A 26,090-nucleotide genomic window follows, 5' to 3' on the forward strand; every position below is an offset into this window, starting at 1 on the left:
GGAGCCCGTGGGATATGCGTCACTCGCGTACACAGTGGTCGTTGCGGAGAGCGAGCAACGCTCACCTCTGACGGACGGCGGCAGAACGCGGGCGCGGGCCCGTCCGCTGTGCCAAGCTTCGGGCATGGACGACAAGACCATCCTGAGCCGGATCTCGGAACTCGTCGACGAGGAGCACCGGCTGCGTGCCGACGCGCAGCAGCACGAGGCCGGCACCGACGACGAGGCGCGGGAGCGGCTGCGCGCGCTGGAGGAGTCCCTGGACCAGTGCTGGGACCTGCTGCGCCGTCGCCGGGCCGCCCGCCAGGCACACGGCGACCCGGACGCCCAGGGCGAACGCCCGGTGCCGGAGGTCGAGCGCTACCTCCAGTGACCCGGACCGGCGTCCCGGGCGGTCTCCCGCCCGGGACGCCGGCCGGTCAGCGGACGCCCGCCTCCCGCAGCAGCGCCTCGGTCAGCGCCGCCGGGTCGGTCACCGTCGCGGGCATCCCGCGGGCGGTGAACCAGGCGGCCACCACCCGCACGTCGCGGGCCAGGAAGTCGGCCCCCTGCGGGTTCGCCACCACGTCGACCACCTGGGGCAGGTCGATCATCACCAGCCGGCCCGCGTGCACCAGCAGGTTGTACGGGGACAGGTCGCCGTGTGCGTACCCGGCCCGGGCGAGCACCGTCAGCGCCTCCACGAGCTGGTCCCACAGGTCGCGCAGCTCGTCGTCGTCGGGCCGGACCTGGGCCAGCCGCGGCGCGGCCTCCCCCGCCTCGGCGTCGCCGACGAACTCCAGCATCAGCTCGGTGCCGAGCAGCTGCACCGGGTAGGGCACGGCGATCCGCCCGGAGGCGGCCCCGATCTCCCAGAGCTGGGACAACGCGGCGAACTCGGCCGCCGCCCACTGGCCGGCGATCATCTGCCGGCCGAACGCGGTACGGCCGGTCATCGCCCGCATCTCACGGGACCGGCGTACCCGGCGGCCCTCCAGGTAACCGGCGTCGCGGTGGAACAGCCGGTGCTGGGCGTCGCGGTAGCGCTTGACCGCGAGCAGGCAGGCGCGGTCGGTACCCGGCACGGCACGGCGGACCAGGTGGACGTCCGCCTCCTTGCCGGTCTTGAGCACCCCGAGCTCGGTGTCCCGGGCGGCCAGTTCGGTGACCAGCCACTCCGGATGCGGCTCGGGGCCGTGGACGGCCTGGTCCCAGGAGGACCAGGCGTCCTCCGCCTCGGGCTCGGCGTCCGGGTCGGTGAGGGCCGGCGGGGTACGCCGCCCCCGCTTCAGGAAGTCGGGTTCGTCGTCGTCGAAGCGGCTCTTGCCGCGGCCACGGCGCTGCGGCGCCGGGATGTCGTGATCGCGCACGGGTGGATCTGTCCTTCGATCGAGGCTGGTGGAGGCAGGTGGTACGACCCTGCGAAAACGGCCATGACCGACCCCCTCTCCTCGACCGGGCACACCCGGCTGCGCACTCGCGCGGCACCATGCTCGTGTCCCGCCCGCGGCGGGTCAACGGATTTTCCGCGCGGTGCGCCACCGTGCCGCCGCGGCCGCCGGCCGGCCCGCGCCGCTGTGCCGCCGCCGGCCCGCGCCGCCGAGCGCCGTCAGCCGGCCAGGACGGCCGCGACGGCCGCGATCAGACCGTCCTCGATCCGGGTGGGCGCGAACCTCGGATCGGACCAGCGGCGTCCCCGGTGCAGCCAGACGCTGGGCAGGCCCACAGCCGTCGCGCCGCCGATGTCCGCCTCCGGGCTGTCGCCCACCACCCACGCGCCGCGCAGCGGCATCCGGGCCCGCTGGGCGGCGAGCGCGAAGATCCTCGGGTTCGGTTTGCTGACGCCCGCCTCCTCGGAGATCACCCAGTCGGCGACGTACCGGTCCAGGCCGGTCTTGCGGATCTTGGCGTCCTGTTGACGAGACGCGCCGTTGGTGACCACCACCGGCACCCAGCCCGCGTCGGCGGCGATCCGCAGCGCGCAGGCCACCAGCGGGTCCAGCCGCATGTGGGCCACCACGCCGTCGTGCAGCTCGTCGACCAGGTCGATCGAGGGGATGCGCAGCGCGTACCGGTCGCGGATCGCATCCGCCACGTCCCACCTGTTGGTCAGCCCGTCCGCGTCCACGGACACCAACCAGTCGAGGTCGGCCGGCGGCGCGCCGATGCCGTCCAGGAAGCGTTCTCCCCAGGCGCGGAACGGCCCGTCGCGGTCCAGCAGGGTGTTGTCCAGATCGAGCAGGAGCAACGGCACCTGGGCACCCTACGGGACGGGCCGGAGCACCGACAGGGCCGAGGGCCCCGCCACGGCGATCAGACCACGAGGACGGCGCGAGCCGCCCCGGCGTCGAGCGGGCGGTCCAGCAGCATCGTGTGCGCCGCGCGGGTGGCGGCCAGCGCGTCCGGGTCCAGCGTGGCCACCAGCACGTCCTCGCCGGTGTCGGCACCCCGGGCCAGCGGCCGGCCCTCCGGGTCGTACACCGCCGCGCCGCCGTTGAAGCGCCACGGATCGGCGCCGCCGACCGCGTTGGCGAACACCACGTACATGGTGTTGTCCAGCGCGCGGGCCGCGTAGTAGAGGTCGCGGCGGTGTGCCGAGCCGGCCAGGTAGCCGCTCGGGCAGAGGTAGCCGTGCGCGCCGTCGCGGGCGGCGGCCCGCGCGTGCTCCGGGAAGCAGCCGTCGTAGCAGACGCCCAGTCCCAGCCGCCACGTGTCGACCTCGAGCGTCGCGCCCCGGCGGCCGGCGTCGAACAGCTCCCGCTCGCCGCTCCAGAGCTGTTGCTTGTCGTACGCGGCGGTGACCGTGCCGGCCGGGTCCACGACGAGCGAGGAGATGGTGCGCCGCCGGTCGGGGTGGCGGACGGCGGCGCCGATCACCACTGCGGCGCCCGCGTCGGCGGCGGCGGAGCGCAGCGGGTCCAGCCGGACGTCGCTCACCCGGCCGTCGGCGTCGGCTGCCACGTCCGTGCCCTCCGGGTCGGCGCCGAGCGTCGGCGGGTGGTACGCCGGCAGGAACAGCTCGGGCAGCACCACGACGCGGGCGCCCTCGGCCCGGCCGACGAGGCGGGCGGCGGTGCGGGCGTTGCCGGGGACGTCGCCGGGGACGGGCTGGGCCTGGACGGCGGCGACGGTGAGCGGGCGCGCGGGAAGGGCGGTCACCCGCCGATCGTAACCATCGGGCGGTGCCAGATGATCAAGTGTCGGCGCTTCTCAAGCCGTACGTACGGTTTGCATCGGCCGGTTCCACCTGCGACGATCCGTTCGTGCCCAGAGTAAGTCAGGACCAGCTCGACGCGCGCCGACAGGAGATCCTCGCGGCGGCGCGGGCGTGTTTCGCCCGGCACGGCTACGAGGGCGCCACCGTACGGCGACTGGAGGAGGCCACCGGCCTGTCCCGGGGCGCGATCTTCCACCACTTCCGGGACAAGGACTCCCTCTTCCTCGCCGTGGCCGAGGACGACGCCGCCGCGATGGTGGAGACGGTGGCCCGCAACGGCCTCGTGCAGGTCATGCGCGACCTGCTGGCCCGGGCCGTCTCGCCGGACACCACCGGCTGGCTCGGCAGCCAGCTGGAGGTCTCCCGCCGGCTGCGCACCGACCCCGCATTCGCCAAGCGCTGGGCGGAACGGTCCGAGGCCATCGCCGCGGCCACCCGGGAGCGCCTGCTGCGCCAGCGCGAAGCCGGCGTCCTCCGCGACGACGTGCCGATCGACGTGCTCGCCCAGTTCCTGGAGCTGGCCTACGACGGGCTGGTGCTGCACCTGGCGATGGGCCGTCCGGCCGGCGACCTGGCCCGGGTGCTCGACCTGGTCGAGGAGGCCGTCCGCCGGCACTGAACCGGCGCCGGTCTCGGTCCGGTAACTACGCCCCTCCAGGAGATCGACTCTGGCGCGCCTGCTCCACAATGAGCCGCGACCCCTCCTCGCGACAGGAGCAGACGATGACCCCCTCCGACACCTGGGGCATCCCCGGCCCCGTATTCCTGCGCTGGTACCTCCTGCTCGCCGTCGTCCTGGTCATCGGTGCGATCGTGTACCGGCGGCGCATGCTGGCGGGCACGCCGGTGACCGCGTACGGGGACCTGGGTCCGCAGCAGGTCGCCTACCTCAACGGTGGTGACCAGCTCGCCGTCTGGGCCGCGCTCGGCGGGCTGCGCCACGCCGGCGCGGTCGGCGTCCGGCCGGACCGGCGGCTCACCACCGGCGGTCCGCTGCCGGCCGGTGCCACTCCGCTGGACCAGGCGGTCCACCACGCGGCGAGCCGCGGCCTGCGGACCCGGGACCTGGCCGCCGACGAGTGGGTGCGGCGTGCGCTCGACGAGCTGCGCGACGGCCTGGTACGCCGAGGTCTCGCCCTGGACCAGGAGCGGCGCCGGACGCTGCGGCGCGGCGCCCTGCTGGTCGGAGCCCTGCTGGTCATCGGCATCGTGCGCGTGGTCTCCGGGCTGCTGAACGACCGGCCCACCGGCTGGCTGCTGCTCAGCCTGTTCCCGCTCGGCCTCGCGTTCGTGCTGCTCAACCGCGTGCCCTGGCGCACCCGGGCGGCCACCGCCGCGCTGAACGACATGCGCCGCCGGCACGCCTGGCTGCGACCGGCCGCCGGGCCGGCGTACTCCACGTACGGTGCGACGGACGTGGCGCTGGGCGTGGCGCTGTTCGGCACCGCCACGCTCTGGACCATGGATCCGGGCTTCGCGGAGCAGGCCGAGATCCAGCGGCAGGCCATGGGCAACGCGGGCGGCGCCAGCTCCGGCACCTCGTGCGGCGGCGGGGCGACCGCCGGCGGCAGCTCCTGCGGGGGCGGCAGCTCGTGCGGCGGGGGCGGTGGCTGCGGCGGAGGCGGGTGCGGCGGATGAGCGGCCCGTCCGGCGTCGGCATCGGCTGGCGCCCCGAGATCGCCGGTTTCGTCGCCGGGCTGCCGGGGCTGCGCTTCGTCGAGGTGGTCGCGGAGGCGGTCGCCCCGGCCGGGCCGCTCCCGGACGGGCTCGCCGAGCTGCGCGGACGCGGCGTCGACGTCGTACCCCACGGGGTGCGGCTGTCCCTCGGCGGCGCGGAGCCTGTCGACCGGGCCCGGGTGGCGCACCTGGCCGGGGTGGCCACGGCCCTGGACGCGCCGCTGGTGAGCGAGCACATCGCGTTCGTGCGGGCCGGCGGCCTGGAGGCCGGTCACCTGCTGCCGCTGCCGCGCAGCCGCGAGGCGGTCGCCGCGGTGGTGGCGAACGTGCGGCGGACGCAGGCGGAGCTGCCGGTGCCGCTGGCCCTGGAACCGATCGCGGCGCTGTTCGACTGGCCGGACGACGAGCTGGACGAGGCGGACTTCCTCACCGAGATCCTCGACGCCACCGACGCGCTGCTGCTGCTCGACGTGGCGAACGTGCACGCCAACGCCCGCAACCGGGGCGGCGACCCGGCCGCGCTGCTGGACCGGCTGCCGTTGGAACGCATCGCCTACGTGCACGTCGCGGGCGGCGCCGAGCACGGCGGCTTCTACCACGACACGCACACCGATCCGGTGCCCGAGGCCGTGCTGGACCTGGTCCGCGAGCTGTGCACCAGGCGCCCGCCGCCCGCGCTGCTGCTGGAACGCGACGGGCACTACCCGCCCGCCGCCGAGCTGCGCGGCGAGCTGGACGCGCTGGCCGCCGCGTCCGGCCACCCGGTGGTCACGTGAGCGGCGACCTGGCCGCCCGGCAGGCCGAACTGGTCGCCGCGCTCGTCGCCGGTGGACCGCTGCCGCGCGGCTTCGCCCCGGCCCCGGTCGAGGCGGCCCGCCGGGCGCTGCTGCGCAAGCGGGCCGGGGACGTGGCCCGGCACTGGCCGCTGCTCGCCGCCGGCCTCGGGCCGGACTGGCCGGCCGCGTTCACCACGTGGGCCGACGGCCGCCCCACGAACGGGTCGCTGCGCGACGGCTGGGACCTCGCCCGCGACCTGCGCGGCCGGAACGCGCTGCCGCCGCTGGGCGCGGAGGAGCTGGCCGCGCGCGAGGCCGCGAGCCGCTACGACGGCCGCCGCCCGCCCCGGCCACGCCGGCTGCCGGCCCTCGCCCGGGCCGGCGGCGCCGTCGCGGTTCAGGTCGCCGGCCGGGTACGCCTGGTGCGGCCCGCCCCGCGCTGACAGGCACCCGCCGGTACGGCAGGATCGGTGCATGGATCTCGGACTCGCCGACCGGGTGTACGTGCTCACCGGCGCCTCCGGCGGCCTCGGCTTCGCCACCGCCGAACAACTCGTCGCCGACGGCGCCCGGGTGGTCATCTCCGCGCGTACCCCGGACCGGGTGGCCGCCGCGATCGAGGCGCTCGGTGACCCGCAGCGGGCGATCGGGCTGACCGCCGACCTCGCCGACCCCGCCACCCCGGAGCGGCTCGTCGCCGCCGCCCGCGAACACTTCGGCCGCCTCGACGGCGCGCTGATCTCGGTCGGTGGCCCACCGCCCGGCACCGCCGCCACCGTCACCGACGAGCAGTGGCGGGAGTCGTTCGAGACGGTCTTCCTGGGCAGCGTCCGGCTCGCCCGCACGGTTGCCGGGGCGCTCACCGACGGCGGCGCGATCGGGCTGGTGCTGTCCACCTCGGTACGCGGACCGCTGCCCGGCCTCGGCATCTCCAACGGGCTGCGGCCGGGGCTGGCCGGCGTCGCGAAGGACATGGCGGACGAGTTCGGCCCGCGCGGCGTACGCGTGGTCAGCCTGTTGCCTGGACGGATCATGACCGACCGCAACCGGGAGCTGCTTGCCGGTTCCGGCGACCCCGAGCGGGCCCGCGCGCAGGCCGAGGCGGCGATCCCGCTCGGACGCATCGGCGACCCGGCGGAGTTCGGCAGGGTGGCCGCGTTCCTGCTCTCCCCCGCCGCCGGGTACGTCACCGGGATCACCGTTCCGGTCGACGGCGGCGCGCTGCGCGGGCTGTGACGGTGGCCGGGCTTCCCGCGCCGGCACCGGTGCTTCCCGCGGCGGCGGCTCCGCTGAGCCGGGTGCGGGTTGCCGCGCCCGCGGCGGGCCGGTCACTCGGGACGGTGGGCCGGTGAGCGATCGACGGCGGCCGGGCGGTGGGCGGCCCGAGGCCGCGCCAGGACCGGGCACGCCCGCCCGCCGCCATCCCCGGCCCAGCCGCGAGCAGCTCGCCGCGGCGGCCGACCGGCTGCTGCCCGACGTGATCGCGCCCGGCCTGGACGTGCTGTTCGTCGGCATCAACCCGGGCCTGTGGTCGGCGGCCACCGGCTGGCACTTCGCCCGGCCGGGCAACCGGTTCTGGCCCGCCCTGCACCGGGGCGGCTTCACGCCGCGTTTGCTGCACCCCAGCGAACAGGACACGCTTCCGGCGCTGGGCCTCGGCATCACAAACATGGTGGCCCGGGCCAGCGCCCGTGCCGACGAGCTGACCGCCGGCGAACTGGTCGACGGCGCGGCCACGCTCACCGCGAAGGTCGAGCACTACCGGCCGCGCTGGGTGGCGGTGGTCGGAGTGACCGCGTACCGGATCGGGTTCGCCCGGCCGAAGGCCGGTTTCGGGCCGCAGCCGGAGCCGCTCGCGGCGGCCCGGCTCTGGGTGCTGCCCAACCCGAGCGGCCTGAACGCCCACTTCACGCCGGAGACGCTCGGTGCCGCGTTCGCCGAGCTGCGCGCCGCGGTCGCCGCAGGTTAGGCCTCGGTCGTCCGGTGCCGGCGGGCCGTCGGTGGCCCGGCCGGTCAGTCGGCCCGTCGGTCAGTCGGCTGGCCGGTCGGTCGTGTGGCCTCGTCGGGTCGCTAGTTGGCGGCGGCCGGGGGCATGGCCTCGTGGGCGACGTAGGTGCCCATCGGCACCGTGGTCACCACCGGCTCGGGCTGCTCGGCCTCGGCGTGGGGCGCGGGCGAGTCGGTGACCGCGAACTGGGTGCGGTACAGCTCGGCGTACAGGCCACCGACCGCCACCAGCTCGTCGTGCCGGCCGCGCTCCACGATCCGGCCCTCGTCGAGCACCAGGATCTGGTCGGCGTCGCGCACCGTGGAGAGCCGGTGCGCGATGACCAGCGCGGTACGCCCGGTCAGCGCCACCGACAGCGCCCGCTGCACCGCCGCCTCGCTCTCCGAGTCCAGGTGGGCGGTGGCCTCGTCGAGGATCACGATCGACGGGGCCTTGAGCAGGAGCCGGGCGATGGCGATGCGCTGCTTCTCGCCGCCGGAGAAGCGGTAGCCCCGCTCGCCGACAGTCGTGTCGAGCCCGTCCGGGAGCGCCCGGACCAGGTCGGCGACCTGCGCGCCGGCCAGCGCCGCCCAGATCTCGTCGTCGGTGGCGTCCGGCTTGGCGTAGCGCAGGTTCTCCCGGATCGTCTCGTGGAACAGGTGCGAGTCCTGGGTGACCACGCCGATCTCGTCGCGCAGGGAGGCGAGCGTCGCGTCCCGTACGTCGACGCCACCGACCAGCACCTGGCCGTCGCTGACGTCGTAGATCCGGGAGATCAGCATGGACAGCGTCGACTTGCCGGCGCCGGACGGACCGACCAGGGCCACCATCTGACCCGGCTCGACGGCGAACGAGACGCCCCTGAGCACCGGCTCGTTCACCGTCCGGTCGAGGGTCGAGACCTCCTCCAGGGAGGCGAGGGACACCTCGGCGGCGCTCGGGTAGCGGAAGCGCACGTCGCGGAACTCGACCCGGCCGTTGCCGCGCGGCACCGCCACCGCGTCGGGCTTCTCGGCGATGGTCGGGCGCAGGTCGAGCACCTCGAAGACCCGGTCGAAGGAGACGAGCGCGCTCATCACGTCGACCCGCACGTTGGACAGCGCGGTCAGCGGACCGTAGAGACGGGTCAGCAGCAGCGCCAGCTTGACCACGGTGCCGGCGCTGACCGCACCGGTGACCGCCAGCCAGCCACCGACGCCGTACGTCAGCGCCTGGGCCAGCGACGCGACGAGCAGCATCGCCACGAAGAACGTCCGCGAGTACATGGCGGACTGGATGCCGATGTCACGCACCCGCTCGGCCCGGCGGGCGAACCGGTCGGCCTCCACCTCCGGCGCGCCGAACAGCTTGACCAGCAGCGCGCCGGCGACGCCGAACCGCTCGGTCATCGTCGCGTTCATCTTGGCGTCGAGGTTGTACGACTCGCGGGTGATCTCGGCCAGGCGCCGGCCCACCCGGCGGGCCGGGATGATGAAGATCGGCAGCAGCACCAGCGCCAGCACGGTGATCTGCCAGGACAGCACAAGCATCGCAGCCGCGGTGAGCACGAGCTGGATGACGTTGCTGACCACCCCGGACAGCGTCGAGGTGAACGCCCGCTGGGCGCCGAGCACGTCGTTGTTGAGCCGGCTGACCAGGGCGCCGGTCTGGGTGCGGGTGAAGAACTGCAGCGGCATCCGCTGGACGTGGTCGTAGACCCGGGTGCGCAGGTCGAGGATGATGCCCTCGCCGATGCGGGCCGAATACCAGCGCTGGATCAGGGAGAAGACCGCGTCGGCCACGGCGAGCGCGGCGATGATCAGGGCGAGCCGGACGACAGTCGAGCGGGCGTCCGCTCCGCCGCCGGCGATCGCGTCGATGACGTCGCCGGCGAGCAGCGGCGTGGCCACGCCGATCACCGCGGCGACGATCACGGTGATCAGGAAGACGACGATGTCGCGCCGGTAGGGCCGGGCGAACGCGACGATCCGCCGGGCGGTGCCGCGCTTGAGCTCGTGGGCGGAGACCTCGTCGCGGTTACGCAGCGACCGGAGCATGCTCCAGCCGCCCATGCCGCCGCCGGCCATCGGGTGGGACACTCGTCACCTCCGGGTCGTCGGGGCAGCATGAACCGTCGGAGTCCATTCTCCCGACGCCTGTGACAACCTCGCGAGTAACCCAGATCTTCCCGAACGGTCCTTACGAAATCGCCGTACCGGCTATTCGCCCCGCCCGGCCAGGTCCCGGATCCGCCGGGTCTGCGCCTCCCGCTCGGCGCGCTGCTGCTCGGCGTGCGAACGGTCGACCGCGCCCGCGAGCAGCGCCTTGATCTCGATGATCGCGTCCCGGTTGTTGGCGAGCAGCCCGGCGGAGAGATCACGCACGGCGCCGTCCAGCTCGTCGTTCGGCACCACGAGCGTGGCCAGGCCGATCCGGTCCGCCTCGGCGGCGTCCATCCGCCGGCCGGTGGCGCAGATCTCCAGCGCCCGGGAGTAGCCGACCAGCTCGACGAGGCGGCGCGTGCCGGCCAGGTCGGGAACCAGGCCGAGGGTCACCTCGGCCATCGAGAGCTTCGCGTCGGCGGCGAGCACCCGCATGTCACAGGCCAGCGCGAGCTGGAAGCCGGCGCCGATGGCGTGGCCCTGCACCGCGGCGATGGACACCACGTCCGGCCGGTGCAGCCAGGTGAAGCCGCCCTGGTACTCGGCGATCCGGTCGGCGCACTCCGCCTCCGGCATCGCGGCCAGCTCGGCGAAGGAGCCCGGCCCGGTCGCACCGGCGACCGCCAGGTCCAGGCCCGCGGAGAAGGCGCGCCCCTCCCCGCGTACGACGACGACGCGCACGTCGCCGGGCAGGTCCCGGGAGAAGTCGCTCATGGCGCGCCACATCGCCGGGGTCTGGGCGTTGAGTACGTCGGGCCGGCACAACGTCACCGTCGCGACCGGCCCGTCGCAGTCGAAGCGCACTCCGGTCGTCTCGGCGGTCACCGGACGCCCCGGAACGCGCTGATGGACGACGCTGGGGGGCGGGTCACGCCTTCTTCCGGCGCCGGGCGCCGCCGCGCTGCCGCAGCTGCACCCCGGACTCGGTGAGCACCCGGTGGATGAACCCGTAGGAACGGCCGGTCGAGGCCGCCAGAGCACGGATGCTCTCTCCGCCGGTGTACCGCTTTACCAGGTCTTTGGCGAGCGTCTGACGCTCGGCCCCGACGATCCGGCGACCCTTCTCAGTGCTGGTGGCTGTGCCGGTGGCTGCCATGCTGATTCCTCACGTCCCAGACTGTGCGGTTCGGATACGGTCCCACCTATTAGACCGCCTCGGACGATCATGCGCCAGATATCAACTATTCGCCAACCGACACGCTACGCAATGTCAGCTTCCCGATAGAGTGATCCTTCCGGCCGGCTGATCCGTACCGCCCCGCCGGACGAGCCCGTCGACCCCACAGACCCCACAGACCCCACCCCGTCGATCATGAAGTTGACGGCGATGTGGATCTCCAAAAGTGCCGCCAACTTCATGATCGACCAGCAGAGTGCCCTGGGGGAGGAGAGCGGGGTCAGGCGAGTTCTACCAGCTCCAGGAGGTCGTCGGACCAGGCGTCCTCGTCGCCGTCGGGCAGCAGGATGGCGCGGTCCGGCTTGAGCGCGGTGACCGCGCCCGGGTCGTGCGTCACCAGCACGATCGCGCCCGGGTAGCGGGCGATCGCGTCGAGCACCTGCTCGCGGCTGACCGGGTCGAGGTTGTTCGTCGGCTCGTCCAGCAGCAGCACGTTGGCGCCGGAGCAGACCAGCGTGGCCAGCGCCAGCCGGGTCTTCTCGCCGCCGGAGAGCACCCCGGCCGGCTTGTCCACGTCCTCGCCGGAGAACAGGAACGCGCCGAGGATCTTGCGCAGGTCGGTGTCGGTCTGGTCGGACGCGGCGCTGCGCATGTGCTCCAGGATCGTCCGGTCCACGTCGAGCGTCTCGTGCTCCTGGGCGTAGTAGCCGAGCCGCAGCCCGTGCCCGGGGCGTACCTCGCCGGTGTCCGGCTCCAGCAGCCCGCCGAGCATCCGCAGCAGCGTGGTCTTGCCGGCGCCGTTGAGACCGAGGATGGCCACCCGGGAACCCCGGTCCACCGCGACGTTCACGTCGGTGAAGATCTCCAGCGACCCGTACGACTTGGACAGGCCGGTCGCGGTCAGCGGCGTCTTGCCGCACGGCGCGGGGCTCGGGAAGCGCACCTTCGCGACCTTGTCCGCGACGCGGACCTCGTCCAGGCCGGAGAGCAGGCGCTCGGCGCGCCGGGCCATGTTCTGCGCGGCGACGGTCTTGGTGGCCTTGGCCCGCATCTTGTCCGCCTGCGCCATCAGGGCGCCGGCCTTCTTCTCGGCGTTTGCGCGCTCCCGGCGGCGGCGCCGCTCGTCGGTCTCGCGCGCCTCCAGGTACGCCTTCCAGCCCAGGTTGTACGTGTCGACCACGGACCGGGTGGCGTCCAGGAACCAGACCTTGTTGACGACGGCCTCCAGCAGCGAGGCGTCGTGGGAGATCACGATCAGGCCGCCCTTGTGGTTGGCGAGGAAGCCGCGCAGCCAGGTGATCGAATCGGCGTCGAGGTGGTTCGTGGGCTCGTCGAGCAGCAGGATGCCGCCGCCGTTCTCGCCCGCGTCGCGGAACAGGATCCGGGCCAGCTCGATGCGGCGGCGCTGACCGCCGGACAGCGTGCCGATGGTCTGCGCCAGGGCCCGGTCGGGCAGGCCGAGATTGGCGCAGATGCGGGCCGCCTCGGCCTCGGCCGCGTAGCCGCCGAGCGAGGCGAACTGGTCCTCCAGCGCGCCGTAGCGGCGGACCAGCCGCTCGTCGTCGGCGCCCTCGGCGAGCTTGTTCTCCAGCTCCTTCATCTGCGCCATGAGCACGTCCAGGCCGCGGGCGGAGAGCACCCGGTCCCGGCCCGTGACGTCCAGGTCACCGGTACGCGGATCCTGCGGCAGATAGCCGATGGCGCTGCGCCGATCGATCTGCCCGCCGTACGGCTGCCCCTCCCCGGCGAGCACCTTGAGCGTGGTGGTCTTGCCGGCGCCGTTACGGCCGACCAGGCCGATCCGGTCGCCCGGCTGCACCCGCAGGGTGGTGTCGGACAGCAGGATCCGGGAACCGGCACGCAGTTCCAGGCCGGTGGCAGTGATCATCTCGGAGTACTCGCTCTCGGGTCCGGAAGGGCTGATTCAGGGCACGCGAAAGCGCCGGCGGGTGGTATTTCCCGTCGGCGCGGGGCGGTTCAGCCTTCGCAGCGCAGCACGGGGCCAAGTGTACCGGTCCCCGCGGGCCCTCTCCCCCGGATTACCGTGCAAGATCATCGGGTACGGAGACCGCCGTCCGGACCCGGTCCGGTACCGCAACCATCACATACGGACACATCGGTGATCGGGGTCAACATGGAGCTGAACGAGAACGCGCGGGTCGACACCAGCCAGGTGGACGACCGGCGAGGGTCCGGCGGAGGCGGCGGGATGGGCATTCCGATCCCGATCGGCGGCGGCCGGGGCGGGATCGTGGGCATCATCATCGCCGTACTGGTCGCCCTGGTGGGCGGCGGCTTCGGCCTCAACGCCGCCACCAACGGCGGCGGTGACGAGCAGGGCGACAACACCTCGCTGGAGCAGAAGTGCTCGGCGCAGGACGCGCTGAAGCAGCTCGACTGCCGCAACGCGCTCTACGTCAACTCGATCCAGGCGTACTGGCGTACCGCGATGCCGGAGGCGTTCGGCGAGCAGTACCGGCCGTCGAAGACGGTGTTCTTCAGCCAGAACGTGAGCACCGCCTGCGGCGCTGCCGACTCGGGCGTGGGCCCGTTCTACTGCCCGGCCGACGACCTGGTCTACATCGACCTCACCTTCTACAAGCTGCTCGCCGACCAGCTCGGCGCCGAGGGCGAGTTCGCCCAGCCGTACGTGCTGGCCCACGAGTACGGCCACCACGTGCAGGACCTGCTCGGCACCGAGGCGCAGATGCGCCGCCAGCAGCAGCGCGACCCGCAGAGCGCGAACGCGCTCTCGGTGAAGCTGGAGCTGCAGGCCGACTGCTACGCCGGGGCGTGGGCGAAGAACGCCACCGGCACGGCCGACGACAAGGGCCAGAAGATCTTCACCAGCATCACCGAGCAGGACATCTCGCAGGCCATCGACACCGCCGAGAAGATCGGCGACGACGCGATCCAGCAGCGGTCCGGCCGGCCGGTGAACCCGGACGAGTTCACCCACGGCAGCTCGGAGCAGCGCAAGCAGTGGTTCACCAAGGGCTTCACCACCGGTGACCCGAAGTCCTGCGACACCTTCGGTTCGGGCCAGTAGCAGCCCGGCGTATCGGCCCCGCACCGCCGCCAGACCGACGGTGCGGGGCCGATGTCGTGTCCGGGGGGCCGGTCAGGCCGGCAGGGTCACCTGACCCGCCGTGGACCGGTTGACTGTGGTGCCGTCGCCCAGCTGACCACCGCTGTTGTCACCCCAGCACCACAGACCGCCGTCGGTACGGATGCCGCAGCCGTGGTCGGTGACCGCGAGGCCGCCGGTCCAGGTGGTGGCCGTACCGGCCTGGACGGGCGCGGACCGGTGGGTGGTGCTGCCGTCGCCCACCTGCCCGGCCGAGTTCTTGCCCCAGCACCACAGGCTGCCGTCGGTACGCGACGCGCAGGACGTGTCGCTGCTGGCGGCGATCCGGTTCCACGTGGTGGCCGTGCCGATCTGCACCGGCGCGGTCCGGTACGTGCCGCTCACGCCGAGCTGCCCGTACCCGTTCTCACCCCAGCACCACAGCGCGCCGGAGCGGACCCCACAGGTGTGCGCGTACCCGGCCGCGACGCCGGTCCACCCGGTCGCGGTGCCGACCTGCGCGGGCGCGGTCTGGGGCGCCAGGTTGCCGAGCCCGAGCTGGCCGTCCGAGCTGGACCCCCAGCACCAGAGCGTGCCGCCGGTCCGGATCCCGCAGGTGTGCCCGTAGCCGGTCGAGACGCTCACCCAGTCGGTGGCCGTGCCGACCTGCAGCGGGGCGTTCGCGACGTACGGCGAGGCGCCGACGCCGAGCTGCGTGGTCCGGTTGAAGCCCCAGCACCAGAGCGTGCCGTCGGTGCGGATCGCGCAGGTGTGCTGGGGGCCGGCGTCGACCCGGGCCCAGGTGGTCGCGGTGCCGACCTGCACCGGGGTGCTGCGGCTGGTGGTGCTCCCGTCGCCGAGTTGACCCCGGAAGTTCGAGCCCCAGCACCACAGCGTCCCGTCGGTGCGGACCGCGCAGGTGTGCCCGGAGCCGGCGTCGACGTTCGTCCAGGTGGCGGTGCCGACCCGCGTCGGGGCGCTGCGGTTCGTGGTGGTCCCGTCGCCGAGCTGGCCGCCGTAGTTCGAGCCCCAGCACCACAGTCCCCCGTCGGTGCTGATCGCGCATGTGTGCGCGCCGCCCGCGGTGACGCTGCTGACGGTGGGCGCGGCGAGCGCGGCGCGCTGCACCGGGCCCGCGTTCGCCGTACCGGCCGTGAGCGCGGCGGTGAGCACGAGGCTTCCGGCGCTCATCGCCGCCGCCGCGACGAGGAGCCTCGTCGCACGGCGCCACCGGGCCCGCAGCCGGCCGTCCTGATATCCGCTCATGAAGTTGTTCTCTCCCAACGATGTCGGCGCGTGATGGCGGAGGCGAAGCTGCCCTGCGGGTCGCCCGGAGACCCGGCTTCGTGACACCGACGATAGGCATCGAGTCGATTCGATGCACCATGGAGGAGCGGGATTGCGACGTCTTGAGGTGATCTTTCCTGTTCAGCGGACCAGGATGTGGACCGCCCGGGCGGCGGCGACTGCGGCCACCAGCACCGCGTGCCGGGGTTCCGGCACGTCGAGCAGGCGCGGCGCGCGCAGCGCCGCGAGCGGGGCCAGCCGGCGGTCGGCCAGCACGGTGTCCACCGCGCGCCGGTCGCCGCCGCACACCAGCGCCGCCAGCGTGCCCGCCTCCGGCAACAGCAGGCGTACGGCCAGCTCGGCCGCGTCGCCCAGGGCGGCCTTCGCCTGGTTGTCGCGCCGCCTGGCGAACCGCTGCTGGGACCAGCCGCCCGCCGCGGTACGCCCCTGCACGTACCGGGTGTCCACCTTGGAGACCACCAGGTCGGTGCCGTCGGCGATACCGACCGCCACGGCGCCCTTGCGGGCCAGCAGCAGACCGAGCCGTCGGGCCGCCGCGGCGGAGGCGACGAATCCGGGTACGTCCGCCGACGCGCTCGCGCCGGGCGGAGTGTGCAACTCGGCGGTGGCGCCGTCCGGGGCGGCGAGCAGCAGCCCGTACTCCTGGACGGTCGTCGCCGGCGGGCCGTGCCGGTCGGTGAAACCCTCGACCCAGCGGGCGACGCGGCCGGGATCGACCTCGACCCACCGGCCGCCCCCGGCGGCGGGTCGGCTGCTCATGGCCCGACGGTACGCCATCGACGGGCCGGGGAACGCAACGCGGGAGGACACCGTGACCGGTGCCCTCCCGCGCCTATCCGTGGATCAGTGGACGGTGAGGTTGCCGCCCTTCAGCTTGACCTCGGCGGTCGCGCCGCCCGTCCAGTCGGACGAGAACAGCAGGGCGCCGCCCTTCCACAGCGTGACCCCGACGGTGTCGTTCCTTCCGGGGGCGCCCCGGTCGGTCACCGTCACGGCCAGGGTCAGGCCGGAGGCCACCAGCTTGCCCTTGTTGTCGTACAGGGCGGCCTGGTAGCGCACCAGGGCGGCCTTGCCCGCCGAGGTGACGCCGAGCGCGTCGACGGTGTCGGCCCTGATCGTGTACGACTTCCCGCCGGAGCGGAACTCGACCTCGGCCTTACCCGTGGCGGGCTTGTTCGCCTTGCCCGGCTTCGCGTTCAGCTCCACCTCGACCGTGGAGTTCACGTCGGCCGGGTAGGTCCCCGCCGAGAGGGTGGCGGTGAACTCGCCGCCGCCGGTGAGGAACCCGCCGTCGGAGACGGCGACAGTCACCTGGGCGGTGGTGCTGCCCGTGTAGTTGCCGCCGACGGTCGCGGTGACGGTGTGCGTGCCCTTCGGCAGGGTGGCCGTGCACGCCGCGGACGCGGTGGTGGTGGCCGTGCCGAGCAGGCCGAGCACACCGGTGCACAGCGTCACGCCGTCCTTGGTGAAGGTGACGGTGGCGGTACGGATGTCACCGGCTGTGGTGTCCGTGGCGCCGGGCAGCACCGAGCCGTCCCGGACCACGGCCCGCAGCAGGGCCTGGCCGGACGCGCCGCCTGTCGCGGTGTTGACGAGCGTGTCACCGGCCCAGCTGACCGCCGCGTCCTCGGCGGCGACGGTGACGGTGAACGAGGTGCTGCCGGTCAGCCCGGAGCCGTCGGACACGGTCACGGTGACCGGGTACTCACCCGGGGCCGCCGTGGTGGTGCCGGCGACCGTCCAGGTACGCGTACCCGGGCGGGCGTCCGTCGCCGAGGTGCTCGTGACGGCCAGGGACAGGCCGGCGGGCAGCCCGGTGGCGGCAGCGGTCAGGTCCGCGCCCGCGGTGTCGCCGTCGGTGGCGGTCACCGTGACAGCGGGCGAGAGCGCGTCGCTGTACTGGACGCGCACGCCGCCGTCCGGGGCGGTGCTGGTGACGACCGGGGCGGAGCGGATGGTGAAGTCGGCGTCGTTGACGTCGAAGAAGACGTTACCGAGCGCCTCGATCTTGATCCGGGCCTTCCCGGTCGCCACGTTCGGCAGCGTCACCGTCGCGGTGCCGATGTTCGCGGTCTGCTCGGCCAGCACGTACGGGAAGGTCAGCCCGCCGTCGGCGGACAGCGAGATCTTCACCTGGGCGGCGTTCACCGGCGCCACGTCGGTGCCCGCGACGTCCCACGTCACGGTCTGGGTCGAGCCGCCGTCCAGAACCGCGGCGGTGTCCTGCGAGGTCACCAGGAACGGACCCGCGTCCGGCGCGAGCACCACGGCGACGTCGGCGCTGCCGATGCCGCCGCCACCCAGCCGCCCGTCCCGGGCGGTGAGCTTGAAGTGCAGGGTCCGGTCACCCGCGATGCCGACCCAGTCGCGGGTGGGCAGGAACTCGGAGTAGCAGTCGACCAGCTCGGCCGGCACGTTCGAGGCGCCACCGGTGGCCGGTGGCGCCGGGGGCGCCGGGCAGGTGCCGGTGGCGGCGTTGGTGTTGCCGGCCAGGATCTGCCGCAGGTCCGGGAACACCCGGGTCGAGTCGGTGGTGACCGCGTTCAGACCCGGCGAGTAGTACTTCAGCGTGTCGGTCGGCGACACGATCGCCGCCTCGCCGAACACCCGGAACAGCGGGCCGTTGACCTTCGTGTTGTTCGTCAGCGCGGTGCCGGTCGTGGCACCCCTGTCGTTCTGCTCCCACAGGTACGTGACCGTGTCGCCGTCGGCGTCGGTGGCGTTGCCGGTCAGCGCGAACGGCGTACGCACCGGGATGGTGACGGTGTCCGGCACGGTGACCACCGGGGCGTGGTTGGTGGTCTCCTCGACCAGCCAGCCGCCGTTGTCGATGGCGCCGCCCTTCGCCGTCTCACCGACGAACCCGGAGGCACCGGCGGCGTTCGTCAGCTCCAGCGACGCCACGTTCGTGGTCGCCAGCGTGCCACCGAAGGTCACCTGGAAGCCGTTGTCGTTGAGCGTGCCGCTGCCACCGAACGCGGCCACGGTGACGGTCGCGCCGGCCGGCCAGCCGGCGATGCCCTCGATCGCGGCCTTGATGCCGGCGGTGGTGTAGTTGACGCCTCGCACGATCGGCGCCGAGTCGGCGCCCGCGTAGCTGACGGTGAACGAGTCACCGTCGGCGTCGAACCCGTACAGCGAGACGTTCTGCACCTCGTTGATCGCCGGGCGGTTCGAGGTGACGTAGTTGGTGATCTCGGTGTAGCTGCGGTGCGACCAGTACGGGTCGCTGTGCGGCTGGAGGTTGTCCTGCTGGCAGATGCCCGCGTACGCCATGATCGACGAACCGCTGCCCGGCTCGTACGAGTTGGCCGCGCTGCGGTTGCCGCCCGAGCAGTTGTACTGCGTGCCGTTGAAGGTGTGGTTGCCGGCGAACTGGTGACCCATCTCGTGCGAGACGTAGTCGACCGCGTAGAAGTCGCCGACCGGCGTCGGCAGGCCGGTGCAGCCCTGCGCCTTGCCGTTGCCGCCGATCACACCGAGGCTGGCCACGCCGCCGCCGTTGACGCCCAGGCCGATGTGGCCCACGTCGTAGTTGCTCGCGCCGACCAGCTGGCCGAGCACGATCCGGTTCCGGCTGAGCGTGCCGCCGCCGCAGGAGGTGAGCTGAGCCGGCGTGAAGCAGGCCGCCGCGCCGCACGGGCCGTTCGGCTCGGCGGCCAGGGCCGGCGTGTTCAGGTTGGTCTTGTCGGTGTCGTCGATCAGGACGAGCCGGATCGCGGTCTCGTCCTCGTAGATCTGGGTGACCCGGTTCATCAGCGTCACCTTCGCGGCGGTGACGTTCTCCGCGCCGAAGTAGGTGGCGTACGACGGGTCGGTCACCAGCGCCACCCGGTAGGTGCGCAGCTTCACCAGCGGCCCGGCCGGGACGTCTGCCTCGGCGATCTCCTCGGCCAGCGCGTGCGCCTCCTGCGTGACGTCCGCACGCTCGACGAACTCGCCCTCCGGGTGCTCCAGGTCGCGGGCGAAGTAGCTCGCGTACAGGCTCTGGTCGCGCTGGTAGTACGGGTCGATGTACCAGTTGCCCTTGGCCGACCGGACCGAGGCGTGGAACCCGAGCGGGGTGAGGTCCGCGCGGATGGTCGCCGCCGGGTCGTCAAGGCCCTTGCCGGCGTACGTGGTGATCTCCGGGTGCTTCGCGGCCAGGCCGGCCTCCATGACCGGCGAGTCGACCAGTTCGAAGCGCTGGAACGTGCCGTCCGGAGCGGGCAGCGACACCACCTGCTTCGCCACCCGGGCCACCGCCACGCGCTTCTCGGCCGGCGCCTTGTCCAGCAGGCCCTGCATGGTGCCGCGGTCCAGCTTGTACGCGGCCAGCCGCTTGGCCTTGATCGCGGCCTTGCGGCCCGCCTTCGTAGCGGCCGGCGTGCCGTCCACCTTCTGCCACGGTCCGTGGACGCCGGGAGCGGCGGAGGCGGGCGCGGGCGCCGCGAGAACGGGAAGCGTCGCCGCGGCCAGCGCGGCGACGAGGAGGGCAGCGGTCCGTCCACGCCGAGGCGGTCCGGCGGGTTGCCGGTCGCGCGGCAGGCGCCCGAGGGTGATCCTCAAGTCTTCTCCCTGGTCGGTCGGGTGTGGACTGGCGCACGACCGGCGGGGATGACCGGACGTACGTGAACGGTCCACGGATTGTTCCGTGACCCTAGGACCACTCGCGAGCTCGAACATCACCCGCAAAGACGATGTGGTTCTACCTGGACGGTGATCCGGGTCGTCCCGGCCTACGGGATCCGCGCTTCGCACAGCGGAGACGGCCGACCTGACGGCCGAGCACACCTGTGGTCGGACACCGGACCGGGATTGGATCTTTCCGCCGCCCCGGGCTGCCGGTTCGGCCGATCCCCCGGTAACGGATCATGAACGGCCCGACAAACGGCCCGACATGCCGGGCCGTCCCCTTCGGTCAGACGCCGAACAGAGTAGCGACCGCGAGGGCCGCGATGATGACGCTGGACAGCAGCGCGGTGACCCGCCGCCCCCGAGGGCCGGTGAGGGCCCGGCCGATCAGCGAGCCGCCCCCGGCGATCAGCACCTGCCAGCTCGCCGAGGCGAGGAACACCCCGAGGGTGAAGGCGGCAGCGGCCGGCGGGCCGGAGCCGAGCACGTCGCCACGGCCGAGGACGAGCGCCACGAAGTAGACCACAGTGGCCGGGTTGAGCAGGGTCAGCGCGAGAACCGCGGCGAACGCCCGAACCGGCGTGTCCATGCCTCCCCGCGCACTCGGCTCCTGCGTCGTGCCCGACGGGCTCGGCGGGTGCGTTGTGGCCGGTGGGCGCAGCGCGCGTCGGGCGGTGAGGCAGGCGAGAGCCAGCAGCACCCCCGCGGCGACCAGCCGCAACGGACCCGCGACCGGCGCGAGCCGGCTCGCCACCGCGGCCCCGCCGAGCGCCGCCACGGCAGCGTAGAGCCCGTCGGCGGTGGCCACGCCGAGCGCCGCAGCCGCACCGACCCGGAACGAGGTACGTGCGCTGAGTCCGAGAATGAGGATCGCGATCGCGCCGACCGGAATGGCGACGCCGTAGCCGGCGACCAGGCCGGCCAGGAACGCCCCGGTCACGACGACGGGTGATGGGTCGAGGCGGCCGAGGGCAGGGTGCGCTGTCGACGCGCGGCAGTGGCCGCACGGACAGATACCTGCTTCGGGTACGCCTCGATCACCCGCTCATCCTGCGCCCCACTCCCCCACCCCGCGACCGCTTTTCCCGCGCGCCCGCACGCGCACCCCGCGGCTGGGCTGGGCTGGGCTGGAGATCTTGGTACGAATCTGCCTCCTCGGGGGCGATCTCGTACCAAGATCTCGCCGTTCCCGGCCCCGCCGCCGATGGCAGTGCCGACAGCCCACCTTGATCGGCACCACTACGCCGATGTAGCGGCATCAAAGCGACTCCGACCACACCACTTCGGCGAAGTGGTGTCGATCAAGCCGAACAGGCGGACAGTTTCCCACAACGAGGGAGCCGGCTCCCGGCATGAGGGAAGCGAGGAGGTCACGGAAGGAAACGGCCGCCCAAGGGGCGATCTCGTACCAAGATCTCGCCGGTCCCGATCCCGCCGCCGATGGCAGTGCCGACAGCCCACCTTGATCGACACCACTACGCCGATGTAGCGGCATCAAAGCGACTCCGACCCCACCACTTCGGCGTAACGGTGTCGATCAAGCCCGCAGACACGACGGGCGCGGCATCCCCTTGGCAGGGGTGCCGCGCCCGTGGCGGTGACCGGGAGAACGGTCAGACGTTGAAGCCGAGCGAGCGGAGCTGGTCGCGCCCCTCGTCGGTGATCTTGTCGGGGCCCCACGGCGGCAGCCACACCCAGTTGATCCGGATGTCGTTCACCAGGCCGCCGCCGGGCCCGGTGGTCAGCGCCTGCCGCGCCTGGTCCTCGATCACGTCGGTCAGCGGGCAGGCCGCCGAGGTCAGCGTCATGTCCAGGGTGGCGACGTTCTCGTCGTCGACGTGGACGCCGTACACCAGGCCGAGGTCGACCACGTTGATGCCCAGCTCGGGGTCGACGACGTCCTTCATCGCCTCCTCGATGTCACCGATCGCGGCCTTGCCGCCGGCCGGCGCCGCCGCACCCGCGGCAGTGCCGCCGGCGACAGCCCCATTGACGGCCGCGCCACCGGCGACGGTGCCGTCGGTCGCCACCGCGCCGGTCTCCGAGGTCATGTTCTCGTCGCTCATGCCGCCCCCTCGCTTCGCTCGGCGCCGGCATGAGACACCTTCGCGCTGCTTCGATGATTCGCTCGCTGCCGCTCGCTCATGCCTTCACCTCCGGGCTCACGCCCACCCCGGCGCGTGCCGCGGCGTCCTTGAACGCCATCCACGACAACAGCGCGCACTTCACCCGGGCCGGGTAGCGCGCGACACCCGCGAACGCCACCCCGTCTCCGAGCACGTCCTCGTCCGGCGTGACCTGGCCCCGCCCGGACATCAACTCCACGAACGCCTCGTGCACCACAGCGGCGTCGCTCGCGGCCTTGCCGCGCAGCAGCTCGTGCAGGATGCTCGCCGACGCCTGGCTGATCGAGCAGCCCATCCCGTCGTACGAGATGTCGGTGAACACGCTGCCGTCGGTCGCCACCCGCACGGTGATCTCGTCGCCGCAGGTCGGGTTGACGTGGTGCGCCTCGCCGACCCGGACAGCCGGGTCCGTCGCGTCCCGCAGGCCACGGCCGTGCGGGTGCTTGTAGTGGTCCAAAATGATCTCTTGGTAGAGAGATTCAAGTTGCATCAGTCGAACACCTTCCGCACCCGCTCCAGACCCGCCACCAGGGCGTCGATCTCCGCAGTGGTGGTGTAGAGGTAGAACGACGCCCGCGTCATGGCCGGCACCCCGAAGCGGGTGCACACCGGCTTGGCGCAGTGGTGGCCCACCCGCACCTGCACGCCGAGCGAGTCGAGCACCTGCCCGACGTCGTGCGGGTGCACGTCACCGAGCGCGAACGAGATCGTCCCGCCCCGGCCCACCGGCACGGTCGGCCCGAAGATCCGCAGGCCGGGCACGGTGGCGAGGGCGTCGAGCGCGTACGCCGTCAGCTCCTTCTCGTGCCACTGGACGGCCGGCATGCCGATCGCGGTGAGGTAGTCCACCGCCGCGCCGAGCGCCACCGCCTCGGCGATCGGCGGGGTGCCCGCCTCGAACCGGGCCGGCGGCGCGGCGAACGTCGAGCCCGCCATCGTCACCGTCTCGATCATCGAGCCGCCACCCATCACCGGGGGCATCGCGGCGAGCAGCTCGCCCCGGCCCCAGAGCACGCCGATGCCGGTCGGACCGCACATCTTGTGCCCGGTGAAGACGATGAAGTCGGCGTCGTAGTCGACCACGTCCATCGGCAGGTGCGGCACCGACTGCGAGCAGTCGAGCAGCAGCAGCGCGCCGACCTCGCGGACCCGCGCGGTGATCCGCGCGGTGGCGTTGACGGTGCCGAGGATGTTCGACATGTGCACCAGCGAGACGATCTTCGTCCGCTCGGTGACCAGGTCGTCCAGGCCGGACTCGTCGAGCCGGCCCTGGTCGGTGACCGGGAACCAGCGCAGCGTCGCGCCGGTGCGCTCCGCCAGCAGCTGCCACGGGACGATGTTCGAGTGGTGCTCCATCTCGGAGATCACGATCTCGTCGCCGGGGCCCAACCGGAACCGCGGGTCGCCGTCCGCGCGCAGCGACGCGTTGGAGAACGCGTACGCCACGAGGTTGATCGCCTCGGTGGAGTTCTTGGTGAACACCACCTCGTCCACGCTCGGCGCGTTGATGAACGCGGCGATCTTCGCCCGCGCGCCCTCGTACGCCTCGGTCGCCTCGGTTCCCAGCGTGTGCACCGAGCGCGACACGTTGGCGTTGTGCAGCGCATAGTGCTCGGCGAGCACGTCGAGCACCTGCCGCGGCTTGTGGGAGGTGTTAGCGCTGTCCAGGTAGACGAGCGGGTGACCGTTGACCTCCCGGTCGAGGATCGGGAAGTCGGCCCGCACCTTCGCCACGTCGAAGCGGGGCACGTCGTCGTACTGCGGCATGCCCGCCGGGATGGCCATCGAGGTCATGTCGAGTCTCAGGCCCGCGCCGCGCCGGCCCCGGCGACGTACCGCTCGTAGCCCTCTTCCTCGAGCTTGTCGGCCAGCTCCCGGCCGCCCTGCTCGACGATCCGTCCGGCCACGAAGACGTGCACGAAGTCGGGCTTGATGTAGCGCAGGATGCGGGTGTAGTGGGTGATCAGCAGCAGACCGGTGTCACCGGTGTCGCGCACCCGGTTCACGCCCTCGCTGACCACGCGCAGCGCGTCCACGTCCAGGCCGGAGTCGGTCTCGTCGAGGATCGCGATCTTCGGCTTGATCAGCTCCAGCTGCACGATCTCGTGCCGCTTCTTCTCGCCGCCGGAGAAGCCCTCGTTGACGTTGCGCTGGGCGAACGCCGGGTCCATCTGGAGCTTCTCCATGGCGCCGCGCAGCTCGCCGGCCCAGGTGCGCAGCTTCGGCGCCTCGCCGTCGATGGCGGTCTTGGCGGTACGCAGGAAGTTGGCCACGGACACGCCGGGGACCTCGACCGGGTACTGCATGGCCAGGAAGAGACCGGCGCGGGCCCGCTCGTCGACGGACATGGACAGCACGTCCTCGCCGTCGAGGGTCACCTCGCCGCCGGTGATCTCGTACTTCGGGTGACCGGCGATCGAGTACGCCAGCGTGGACTTGCCGGAGCCGTTCGGGCCCATGATGGCGTGCGTCTCGCCGGAGCGCACGGTCAGGTCGACACCGTGCAGGATCGGCTTGAGCTCACCCTCGGGCAGCTTGACCGACACCTTCAGGTCGCGGATCTCCAGGGTGCTCATCAGCGGGTCACTCCATTGCTCGGCAGCGGACGGCCGTCGCCGTCCACGGAAAGGTAGATGTCGCCGTCGCGGACTTCGACGGGATAGACGGGTACGGGTTCGGTCGCGGGCAGCCCGGTGGGCTCACCGGTACGCAGGTCGAAACGGGATCCGTGCAGCCAGCATTCCAGCGTGCAACCCTCGACCTCGCCCTCGGACAGCGCCACGGCGGCGTGTGAGCACTCGTCGTGCACCGCGTAGAACACGTCGTCCTCGCCGTGCACGATCGCGACCTGCACGCCGTCCACGTCGGCGCTGATCGCGGTGCCCTTCGGCACGTCCTCGGTGGAGCAGATCTTGAGCATCAGGCGCCGGCCTTCGCCAGCCGGGCCTCGATGGCGTCGCCCAGGCGCTCGCGCAGGTCCTCGACCGGGATCTTGTTGATCAGCTCGGCGAAGAAGCCGCGCACCACCAGGCGCCGCGCCTCGGCCTCCGGGATGCCCCGGGCCATCAGGTAGAACAGCTGCTCGTCGTCGAACCGGCCGGTCGCGCTGGCGTGCCCGGCGCCGGCGATCTCGCCGGTCTCGATCTCCAGGTTGGGTACGGAGTCGGCCCGCGCGCCGTCGGTGAGCAGCAGGTTCCGGTTGATCTCGTACGTGTCGGTACCGGTCGCCTCGGCGCGGATCAGCACGTCGCCGACCCAGACCGTGTGCGCGTCGTCGCCCTGCAGCGCGCCCCGGTAGCCGACGTTGCTGCGGCAGTCCGGCACGGTGTGGTCGACCAGCTGCCGGTGCTCCAGATGCTGGCCGGAGTCGGCGAAGTAGACGCCGTACAGCTCGGCCTCGCCGCCGCGCTGGGCGTACTCCACCGACGTGTACTGCCGGACCAGGTCGCCGCCGAGGCTGACCTGCACGTGCACGATCCGGGCGTCGCGGCCCAGCCGCACCTTGAGGTGCTGCGCCTGCACCGCGTCGTCGGCCCAGTCGGCGACGGTGACCAGGGTCAGCTTCGCCCCGTCGCCCACAGTCACCTCGACGTTGTCGGCAAGCGTGGCCGAGCCGACGTGCTCGATCACCACTGTCGCCTCGGCGAACCGGTCCACCTCGACGAACGTGTGACCGAAGGCGAGCGCCTCGGCGTTCTCGCCGACCACCCGCAGGCGCACCGGCCGCTCCACCACCGCGTCGCGGTCGACGCGCACTAGCAGCGCGCCGTCGGCCCCGCCGTACGCGAGCGCGCTGACCCGGTCGAACGGGGTGAGCACGCTGCCCACCCGCGGGTCGTCCCGGCCGATCCGGTCGACGGTGACGCCCGCGGGCAGGTCACCGTACTCGTGCCGGACCGTGCCGGTCGCACCCTGCGCCGACCCGGTCAGGCCGCGCAGGCGCTTGAGCGGGGTGAAGCGCCACTCCTCCTCCAGGCCGGTCAGGGCCGGGAAGTCGGCGACGTCGTACGAGCGGAGCGCCTGCGACTTGGTCGTGGGCGGCGCGGAAGCCTGGGTAGTCATCTCTTCCTTGGTCTGTTCA

At 72.9% G+C, this 26,090-nt stretch carries 25 protein-coding genes; 8 read left to right on the forward strand and 17 right to left on the reverse strand.

The features are described 5' to 3' along the window. Positions 1-124: 124 nt before the first annotated feature. Entirely contained in the window at positions 125-373 is a 249-nt protein-coding gene (locus OC439_RS17800; protein WP_013287422.1) for a DUF2630 family protein, read from the forward strand. Between the two features lie 46 nt (positions 374-419). Here the strand turns inward: OC439_RS17800 and OC439_RS17805 are convergent, their stop codons facing one another. From OC439_RS17805 to OC439_RS17815, 3 genes are all read right to left on the reverse strand, one after another. Beyond that, on the reverse strand, positions 420-1,349 hold the full coding sequence (locus OC439_RS17805) for a serine protein kinase RIO (RefSeq protein WP_262014400.1): 930 nt from the start codon (positions 1,347-1,349) through the stop codon (positions 420-422). Between the two features lie 239 nt (positions 1,350-1,588). Then, on the reverse strand, positions 1,589-2,233 hold the full coding sequence (locus OC439_RS17810; RefSeq protein ID WP_120568947.1) for an HAD family hydrolase: 645 nt from the start codon (positions 2,231-2,233) through the stop codon (positions 1,589-1,591). Positions 2,234-2,292: 59 nt separating this feature from the next. After that, positions 2,293-3,138 (reverse strand): carbon-nitrogen hydrolase family protein, encoded by an 846-nt coding sequence (locus OC439_RS17815; RefSeq protein WP_262014401.1) that lies wholly within the window; start codon positions 3,136-3,138, stop codon positions 2,293-2,295. A gap of 104 nt (positions 3,139-3,242) precedes the next feature. Between OC439_RS17815 and OC439_RS17820 the strand changes: the two genes are divergently transcribed. The 6 genes from OC439_RS17820 (at position 3,243) to mug (ending at position 7,618) form a co-directional block, all read left to right on the forward strand. Next, the gene (locus tag OC439_RS17820) at positions 3,243-3,815 is read left to right on the forward strand and encodes a TetR/AcrR family transcriptional regulator (RefSeq protein WP_194803152.1); all 573 of its coding nucleotides are present in this window, start codon (positions 3,243-3,245) and stop codon (positions 3,813-3,815) included. A gap of 104 nt (positions 3,816-3,919) precedes the next feature. Continuing rightward, positions 3,920-4,834, forward strand: a complete 915-nt coding sequence (locus OC439_RS17825) for a TIGR04222 domain-containing membrane protein (RefSeq protein WP_262014402.1) — start codon at positions 3,920-3,922, stop codon at positions 4,832-4,834. Continuing rightward, positions 4,831-5,649 carry a DUF692 domain-containing protein gene (locus tag OC439_RS17830; protein ID WP_262014403.1) on the forward strand — a complete coding sequence of 273 codons (819 nt, stop codon included), beginning with the start codon at positions 4,831-4,833 and terminating at the stop codon, positions 5,647-5,649. The genes OC439_RS17825 and OC439_RS17830 overlap by 4 nt, the downstream gene beginning before the upstream one ends. Next, positions 5,646-6,092 (forward strand): hypothetical protein, encoded by a 447-nt coding sequence (locus OC439_RS17835; protein ID WP_262014404.1) that lies wholly within the window; start codon positions 5,646-5,648, stop codon positions 6,090-6,092. The genes OC439_RS17830 and OC439_RS17835 overlap by 4 nt, the downstream gene beginning before the upstream one ends. A gap of 31 nt (positions 6,093-6,123) precedes the next feature. After that, complete coding sequence (locus tag OC439_RS17840; protein WP_262014405.1) at positions 6,124-6,885, forward strand: SDR family oxidoreductase; 762 nt, start codon at positions 6,124-6,126, stop codon at positions 6,883-6,885. A gap of 112 nt (positions 6,886-6,997) precedes the next feature. Continuing rightward, positions 6,998-7,618, forward strand: coding sequence for a G/U mismatch-specific DNA glycosylase (mug, locus tag OC439_RS17845; protein ID WP_262014406.1), 621 nt, complete (start codon positions 6,998-7,000; stop codon positions 7,616-7,618). A gap of 101 nt (positions 7,619-7,719) precedes the next feature. On the opposite strand, the gene OC439_RS17850 is transcribed toward mug, so the two are convergent. The 4 genes from OC439_RS17850 to OC439_RS17865 all read right to left on the reverse strand — a co-directional run bounded on the left by OC439_RS17850 (position 7,720) and on the right by OC439_RS17865 (position 12,782). Further along, positions 7,720-9,702 carry an ABC transporter ATP-binding protein gene (locus tag OC439_RS17850; RefSeq protein ID WP_262014432.1) on the reverse strand — a complete coding sequence of 661 codons (1,983 nt, stop codon included), beginning with the start codon at positions 9,700-9,702 and terminating at the stop codon, positions 7,720-7,722. A 132-nt stretch (positions 9,703-9,834) separates the two neighbouring features. Beyond that, positions 9,835-10,602 carry an enoyl-CoA hydratase/isomerase family protein gene (locus OC439_RS17855; protein ID WP_262014407.1) on the reverse strand — a complete coding sequence of 256 codons (768 nt, stop codon included), beginning with the start codon at positions 10,600-10,602 and terminating at the stop codon, positions 9,835-9,837. A gap of 43 nt (positions 10,603-10,645) precedes the next feature. Then, a complete protein-coding gene (locus tag OC439_RS17860) occupies positions 10,646-10,873 on the reverse strand; it encodes a helix-turn-helix domain-containing protein (RefSeq protein WP_007072022.1) in 228 nt (75 codons plus the stop codon). Positions 10,874-11,174: 301 nt separating this feature from the next. Continuing rightward, positions 11,175-12,782, reverse strand: a complete 1,608-nt coding sequence (locus OC439_RS17865; RefSeq protein ID WP_043329650.1) for an ABC-F family ATP-binding cassette domain-containing protein — start codon at positions 12,780-12,782, stop codon at positions 11,175-11,177. Between the two features lie 246 nt (positions 12,783-13,028). On the opposite strand from OC439_RS17865, the gene OC439_RS17870 reads away from it, so the two are divergent. Next, positions 13,029-13,943 (forward strand): neutral zinc metallopeptidase, encoded by a 915-nt coding sequence (locus OC439_RS17870; protein ID WP_262014433.1) that lies wholly within the window; start codon positions 13,029-13,031, stop codon positions 13,941-13,943. A gap of 72 nt (positions 13,944-14,015) precedes the next feature. Here OC439_RS17870 and OC439_RS17875 read toward each other — a convergent pair whose 3' ends face one another. The 10 genes from OC439_RS17875 to sufD all read right to left on the reverse strand — a co-directional run bounded on the left by OC439_RS17875 (position 14,016) and on the right by sufD (position 26,071). Beyond that, on the reverse strand, positions 14,016-15,227 hold the full coding sequence (locus tag OC439_RS17875) for an RCC1 domain-containing protein (protein ID WP_262014408.1): 1,212 nt from the start codon (positions 15,225-15,227) through the stop codon (positions 14,016-14,018). A gap of 162 nt (positions 15,228-15,389) precedes the next feature. Beyond that, positions 15,390-16,028: an acVLRF1 family peptidyl-tRNA hydrolase gene (locus tag OC439_RS17880; protein WP_262014409.1), complete on the reverse strand. Its 639-nt coding sequence runs from the start codon at positions 16,026-16,028 to the stop codon at positions 15,390-15,392. An 84-nt stretch (positions 16,029-16,112) separates the two neighbouring features. Then, a complete protein-coding gene (locus OC439_RS17885) occupies positions 16,113-19,817 on the reverse strand; it encodes a M12 family metallo-peptidase (RefSeq protein ID WP_262014410.1) in 3,705 nt (1,234 codons plus the stop codon). Positions 19,818-20,169: 352 nt separating this feature from the next. Continuing rightward, positions 20,170-20,823 (reverse strand): LysE/ArgO family amino acid transporter, encoded by a 654-nt coding sequence (locus OC439_RS17890; RefSeq protein WP_262014411.1) that lies wholly within the window; start codon positions 20,821-20,823, stop codon positions 20,170-20,172. Between the two features lie 673 nt (positions 20,824-21,496). Continuing rightward, the gene (locus OC439_RS17895) at positions 21,497-21,949 is read right to left on the reverse strand and encodes a metal-sulfur cluster assembly factor (protein WP_410054933.1); all 453 of its coding nucleotides are present in this window, start codon (positions 21,947-21,949) and stop codon (positions 21,497-21,499) included. 76 nt (positions 21,950-22,025) lie between these two features. Beyond that, positions 22,026-22,499, reverse strand: a complete 474-nt coding sequence (gene sufU, locus OC439_RS17900; protein ID WP_135241163.1) for a Fe-S cluster assembly sulfur transfer protein SufU — start codon at positions 22,497-22,499, stop codon at positions 22,026-22,028. Further along, positions 22,499-23,803 carry a cysteine desulfurase gene (locus OC439_RS17905; RefSeq protein ID WP_262014412.1) on the reverse strand — a complete coding sequence of 435 codons (1,305 nt, stop codon included), beginning with the start codon at positions 23,801-23,803 and terminating at the stop codon, positions 22,499-22,501. The genes sufU and OC439_RS17905 overlap by 1 nt, the downstream gene beginning before the upstream one ends. A gap of 8 nt (positions 23,804-23,811) precedes the next feature. Further along, positions 23,812-24,585: a Fe-S cluster assembly ATPase SufC gene (gene sufC, locus OC439_RS17910; RefSeq protein WP_073831401.1), complete on the reverse strand. Its 774-nt coding sequence runs from the start codon at positions 24,583-24,585 to the stop codon at positions 23,812-23,814. Further along, on the reverse strand, positions 24,585-24,929 hold the full coding sequence (locus tag OC439_RS17915; RefSeq protein ID WP_013475890.1) for a non-heme iron oxygenase ferredoxin subunit: 345 nt from the start codon (positions 24,927-24,929) through the stop codon (positions 24,585-24,587). The genes sufC and OC439_RS17915 overlap by 1 nt, the downstream gene beginning before the upstream one ends. Then, positions 24,929-26,071, reverse strand: coding sequence for a Fe-S cluster assembly protein SufD (gene sufD / locus OC439_RS17920; RefSeq protein ID WP_262014413.1), 1,143 nt, complete (start codon positions 26,069-26,071; stop codon positions 24,929-24,931). Before sufD ends, OC439_RS17915 begins: the two co-directional genes overlap by 1 nt. Between the last annotated feature and the right edge of the window lie 19 nt (positions 26,072-26,090).

The organism is Micromonospora sp. Mcm103, from assembly GCF_024519755.1.
In the GTDB taxonomy this organism is placed as follows: domain Bacteria; phylum Actinomycetota; class Actinomycetes; order Mycobacteriales; family Micromonosporaceae; genus Micromonospora; species Micromonospora aurantiaca.